This is a genomic window from Actinotalea sp. JY-7885, from assembly GCF_014525465.1.
GTDB lineage: Bacteria > Actinomycetota > Actinomycetes > Actinomycetales > Cellulomonadaceae > Actinotalea.
Window position 1 is genome coordinate 1 of record NZ_JACEXH010000202.1, and the last position, 5321, is coordinate 5321.

Annotated in this window: 5 protein-coding genes and 1 pseudogene; 5 read left to right on the top strand and 1 reads right to left on the bottom strand. The window is 77.4% G+C overall.

From position 1 onward, the window contains the following. The 3 genes and pseudogenes from IDM29_RS14560 to IDM29_RS14570 form a co-directional block, all read left to right on the top strand. Positions 1 to 529, top strand: a pseudogene (locus IDM29_RS14560) (hypothetical protein); the annotation flags it as partial. A gap of 275 nt (positions 530 to 804) precedes the next feature. After that, a complete protein-coding gene (locus IDM29_RS14565) occupies positions 805 to 972 on the top strand; it encodes a DUF3117 domain-containing protein (protein ID WP_182113330.1) in 168 nt (55 codons plus the stop codon). 5 nt (positions 973 to 977) lie between these two features. Then, on the top strand, positions 978 to 2600 hold the full coding sequence (locus IDM29_RS14570) for a leucyl aminopeptidase family protein (protein ID WP_309232747.1): 1623 nt from the start codon (positions 978 to 980) through the stop codon (positions 2598 to 2600). Positions 2601 to 2606: 6 nt separating this feature from the next. Here IDM29_RS14570 and IDM29_RS14575 read toward each other — a convergent pair whose 3' ends face one another. After that, positions 2607 to 3239, bottom strand: coding sequence for an O-methyltransferase (locus IDM29_RS14575; protein WP_182114049.1), 633 nt, complete (start codon positions 3237 to 3239; stop codon positions 2607 to 2609). A 271-nt stretch (positions 3240 to 3510) separates the two neighbouring features. Here IDM29_RS14575 and sigE point away from each other — a divergent pair, with 271 nt between their 5' ends. Further along, the gene (gene sigE, locus IDM29_RS14580; RefSeq protein WP_182114050.1) at positions 3511 to 4128 is read left to right on the top strand and encodes an RNA polymerase sigma factor SigE; all 618 of its coding nucleotides are present in this window, start codon (positions 3511 to 3513) and stop codon (positions 4126 to 4128) included. After that, positions 4125 to 5153 carry an anti-sigma factor gene (locus IDM29_RS14585; RefSeq protein WP_182113331.1) on the top strand — a complete coding sequence of 343 codons (1029 nt, stop codon included), beginning with the start codon at positions 4125 to 4127 and terminating at the stop codon, positions 5151 to 5153. The genes sigE and IDM29_RS14585 overlap by 4 nt, the downstream gene beginning before the upstream one ends. Positions 5154 to 5321 lie beyond the last annotated feature (168 nt).

The following is a 5321-nucleotide window of genomic DNA, read 5'->3' on the forward strand; positions in this document are numbered from 1 at the left end:
CGGGGCCTGGGCGCCGGGGGAGCCGCTGCGGCTCGGCGTGCTGGCGGCGGCGGCAGGGCTGTCGGGGGTCCTGTGGCCCGCCGTCGTCGCGCTCGCGACCGGGCGGGCGGACGCGTACCCGGCGACGCAGGCGGCGTGGCGCGGGACCGGCGACGTCGTGCCCCTCGTCCCGTGGGTGCAGGTGGGGCAGTGGCTCCTGGGCCCCTGGGCCGTGCCGGCCCTCGTCGTGGTGGCGCTCGGGCTGGTCGCCCTGCTCCTCAGCCCGCCGCTCGCCCGGCTGGGGGCGGCCCTGCACGGCTGGACGGCGGGCTACCTCGCCTACCTCGTCCTCGTGCTCGAGCCCGGGACGAGCCTCGTCCGGTTCGGCCTCCTCGCCTTTCCCGTCGCCGGGGTCGTCGCGCAGCTGTGCCTGCGTGCCCGGTGGCCGCGCTCCGCCGTGGCGGTCGTCGTCCTGCTCGGGCTGCTCGCCCAGCTCCTGTGGCTCGACGAGCTCTGGCGGCTGGTACCGCCGTCCGGGTGGCCGCCGTGACGGCCTGGGCCGCGTCCGGGCGCGGGCGCGGCCCGATGACCGGTACAGGTCCCGTTGAGGTGACGCCCGGTGCGCCGCGTGAACTAGACTGATCTCGGACATCCGTCCCCCAGCGACGCACGGGCCATCGCCTGCACGCACAGCTCGGACCTGCGGCCCCGCCGCTGCGTCCGCGCCGGGTGCGCACGGCGCGGGCGCGCGCGGGCGCATCGGTGAGAGCCCCGGGCTCCCACCGACACGGGTGGCGGGACGCGACCGACGAGAAGGGGCCACCGATGGCTGCGATGAAGCCGAGGACGGGCGATGGACCGCTCGAGGTCACGAAGGAGGGGCGCGGCATCGTCATGCGCGTGCCGCTCGAGGGCGGCGGCCGCCTGGTCGTCGAGCTCAACGCGACCGAGGCCCGCGAGCTCGGCGAGGCGCTCAGCTCCGTCGTGAGCTGAGGCCCGTGCCCGCACCAGCACGGCGTCCTGGCGGGCGCCGCGACGACGCGACGGCGCGGCGCCGGACCGACCCGCCCGTCGTCGCACCGCTGCCCGACGTCGTGGTCGCGCGCGGCACCGTGGCGACGACGACGCTGCTCCTCGAGGACGACGTCGACGCGCTCGTGCTGCCGGTGGGCCCGGCGGGCGAGTCCGAGGATGGCGTCCAGCCGCGCGTCGGCGTGGCCGACGCGACCGTCCGGTACGGGGTCGACCTGGCCGACCTCGCCGAGCGCGCCGAGCTGACGGGCGCAGCGGGCGAGGCCCACACGGTGCACCTGCCCCGCGCGTCCGGCGCCGGGACGTTCCCGTGGTCCGACCTGCCCCACCGCATCGTGCTCGTCGGCACCGGATCCGGCTCCACCCGCGACCTGCGGCGGGCGGGCGCGGCCGTCGCCCGCAGCACCCGCGGGCTGCGCCGGGTCGTGGCGACGCTCGGCGCCGACGGCAGCGCCGAGGACGTGCGCGCCGTCGTCGAGGGCTACCTGCTCGGTGCCTACCGCCACCCGAGCCGCGCGACGAGCGAGCCCGCGCGTCCCGCGGCCGAGGCGCTCGTGCTGCTGGGCCGCCAGCCGGAGCCCGCTGTGGCGGCGGCGCGCGTGTCCGCCGAGGCGACCTGGATCGCGCGCACGCTCACCGTGACGCCGTCGGACACCAAGAACCCGGCGTGGCTCGCGACGCAGGTCCAGCGGCTCGCCACGGCGCCCGGTCTGTCGGTCGAGGTGCTCGACGAGGCGCAGCTCGCGGCCCGGGGCTTCGGCGGGATCGTCGCCGTCGGCAGCGGGTCGGCGAGCCCGCCGCGCCTGGTCACCGTGCGGTACGACCCGGACGGTGCCGGCACGGGTCCCGGGTCGGGCACCCACGTCGTCGTCGTCGGCAAGGGCATCACGTACGACACGGGCGGCATCTCGATCAAGCCGCGCGAGGCGATGGTCGCGATGAAGACGGACATGGCGGGTGCCGCCGTCGCGCTCGCGACGGTGCTCGGCGCCGCGCGGGCCGGGGTGCGTCACCGTGTCACGGCCCTCCTGCCGCTCGCGGAGAACGCGGTCGGCGCCTCGTCCTACCGGCCCGGGGACGTCGTCACGGTGCACGGCGGCACGACGGTCGAGGTGACCAACACCGACGCCGAGGGGCGCATGGTGCTCGCCGACGCCCTCAGCCACGCCGACGCCGCGCTCGACCCGGACGTCGTGGTGGACGTGGCGACGCTCACGGGCGCCGCCACCCTCGGCCTGGGCCGCCAGCACGGCGCGCTGTACACGGCGGACGACGACCTCGCGCGCGCGCTGGAGACGGCCGGCCGGGAGTCCGGGGAGCTGCTGTGGCGGATGCCGCTCGTGGAGGACTACCGCACGGCCCTGGACTCGTCGGTGGCCGACATCCGGCACGTCCCGTCCGACCCGAGGGTGGGGGGCGGCTCCATCACGGCCGCGCTCTTCCTGCAGCGGTTCGCCGGCGGACGGCGCTGGGCGCACCTGGACATCGCCGGGCCCGCCCGCTCGACGGCGGCCGCCCACGAGGTGCCCGAAGGCGCCACGGGCTTCGGCGCCCGGCTCCTGCTGCGCTGGCTCGACGACCTGCGCTGACGGGGCTCAGCGCTTGGCGGCGAGGAGCAGGCCGTCGCCCGTCGGGAGCATCGCCGGGACCAGTCGCTCGTCCTCGCGGATCGCGCGGGACACCTCCCGCAGGGCGGTGGTGACCTCGTCACGCCGGGCGGGATCGGGGACGCGGTCGTTGCCGAGCGCGTGCGCGATCGCCAGCACGCCGCCGGGGCGCAGGAGCCGCAGGGCCTGGGTGACGTGGTCGGCCAGGTCGAGCGGGTCGGCGTCGGCGAGCACGACGTCGTAGGCGCCGTCGGTCAGGCGGGGCAGCACCTCGGCGGCGCGTCCCGTGATGGTGCGGGCCCGGGTGGAGCGGACGCCCGCCTCGGCGAACGCCGCCTTCGCGGCCCGCTGGTGCTCGGCCTCGCTGTCGATGGTCGTCAGGACGCCGTCGGGCGCCATGCCGCGCAGGAGCCACAGGCCGGAGACCCCGGCGCCCGTACCGATCTCGACCACGGCGGTGGCGCGCGTCGCGGCGGCCACGAGCTGCAGCGCAGCCCCCGTCCCGGGGGACACGGCGCCGCAGCCGAGCTGCGCCGCCCGGTCCGTCGCGCGCAGCAGGGTCTCGTCGAGCGACCGGAAGTCCTCGCCGTGGGCCCAGCTGGCCGACTTGTCCGTGGCGATGGTGTCCTCCTGCGGTGCGTGCGGTCCGGCGCCGGTCGGCGAACATCGGACCCGTCGATGCTAGTGCGCGGCGGCCACCGGCACGTGACGAACCGCCGCGACGCGCGGCGTCCGGAGCCGGGAACACCGGGGACCGGCCGCTCGTTCCACGGAAGAGCGGGACGAGTGCGAGACTCGACCCGAGGCGGGGCGCGACGCGCCGGCGCCCACCACGACAGGAAGGCACGACCCGGTGCGACCGGTACTCCGCGGACGCCGCGGCAGCGGCGCCATCGGCGCGAGCGCTGTCGACACCGTCGACACCGCACCGGCACCGGCCGCCGGGGCCGAGGCGCCCTACCAGCCGCCCAGCTGGGAGCAGATCGTCGCCGAGCACTCCGGACGCGTCTACCGGCTCGCGTACCGCCTCACCGGCAACCAGCACGACGCCGAGGACCTCACGCAGGAGACGTTCGTCCGGGTCTTCCGCTCGCTGCACTCGTACTCGCCCGGCACCTTCGAGGGCTGGCTGCACCGCATCACCACGAACCTGTTCCTCGACCAGGTCCGCCGCAAGAAGCGGATCCGGATGGAGCCGCTGGGCGAGGAGACGAGCCACCTCGCCGGCAGGCTCGCGAGCCCAGCGGGGCCGGGGACGCCGGAGCGCGGCTACGAGCACGCGAACCTCGACCACGACGTCCAGCGCGCGCTCGACGCGCTGGCGCCCGACTTCCGCGCCGCCGTCGTGCTCTGCGACATCGAGGGCCTGTCGTACGAGGAGATCGCCGCGACCCTGGGCATCAAGCTGGGCACCGTGCGCTCGCGGATCCACCGCGCCCGTGCGCAGCTGCGCACGTCGCTGGCTCACCGTGCGCCGGACGCACCCTTCGCCGCGGAGGACCGGGGATGAGCCACCTCGGGTCGCGGTTGAGCGCGTACGTCGACGGGCAGCTGTCGCCCGACGACGTGGAGGAGGTGCTCACGCACGTCGCCGCGTGCCCGGAGTGCCACGACGAGCTCGCCGCGGCCCGCGCCGCCCGGCACCGGCTCGCGACGGCAGCGCACGTCCCCGTCGACCCCGCCCTGACCGCCCGGCTGCTGGCGCTCGGTGCCGCCGGCTGCGGCCAGCGCGCCCCCGACCGCGTGCGGGTCGACGTCGGGTCCTCCGTGCCGATGCCCGGGAGCCGTCCCGCGCGCATCCCCGCGGACTGCCTCCGGGGCGAGGTCGTGCGCGCGAAGAGCTCCACGCGCGTGCTCGTCGGCGCGGTCGGGGTCGGCATCGCGGCGGTCGCGCTCGTCGCCCTCGGCGTCCAGCCGCTCGTGGCACCGCCCGCCCACCCGGCGCACGCGCTGACCCTGCTCGGCCGCGCGTCGGCGTCGGCCCCTGCGCCGGACCTCGCGTCCGGGGGCGGGGAGTCGCCGGCCGTCGGCGGGTCGGACGGCGGGTCCGCGGCCGGGGCGGCGGCCGTCGTGTCCTGGTCCGGCGCCACGGACGACGCGACGGTGCCGACGGGTGCCGACGCCGTCCTGGCGTGGATGCAGGACGAGGGATGGACGGTCCCGAGCCAGTTCCCGGACGGGTACGACGTGTGCGCCGTGCGCGTCGGGGTGGACGGCACCGACGCCCTCGAGGTGGACCTCGCCGGCCCGGAGGGCACGATCGTCCTCACCGAGCAGCACGGCCGCCTCGACCGTGCGGCCGTGGCCGGCACGCCGCTCGTCGCCGTGGGTGACCGGGAGGTGCACCTCCTGTCGGACGCGCCGTGGCACGTCGTGTGGCAGTCGGGCGGCACGGTGGTCAGCGTGGTGGCGCAGGACCACTCCCCGGCGGTCGACCAGCTCGTGACCGCGTACCCCGACCGCGCCTACGACGACCGGGTGGCGGCGAGACTCGCGCGCGGCTGGGACGTGGTCGCGGGAACATGGGCACCGTGAGCACACCCGAGCCCGACCGCGGGCAGCCCGTGCCCGGCAGCGCCGACGAGCCGACCGGCGCCGCGGGGTCGACGCCGCCGGGCGACGCGGCCCCGGTGAACCCGTTCGCGCCGCCGTCGACCCACCGGACGCCGCAGGAGCACGCCGCGCCGAGCGCGGTCCCCGGCG

What these genes read in the sequence shown, in the direction of transcription:
- IDM29_RS14565 (WP_182113330.1), top strand. Translation starts at nt 805, where the DNA reads ATGGCTGCGATGAAGCCGAGGACGGGCGATGGACCGCTCGAGGTCACG.
- IDM29_RS14585 (WP_182113331.1), top strand. Translation starts at nt 4,125, where the DNA reads ATGAGCCACCTCGGGTCGCGGTTGAGCGCGTACGTCGACGGGCAGCTG.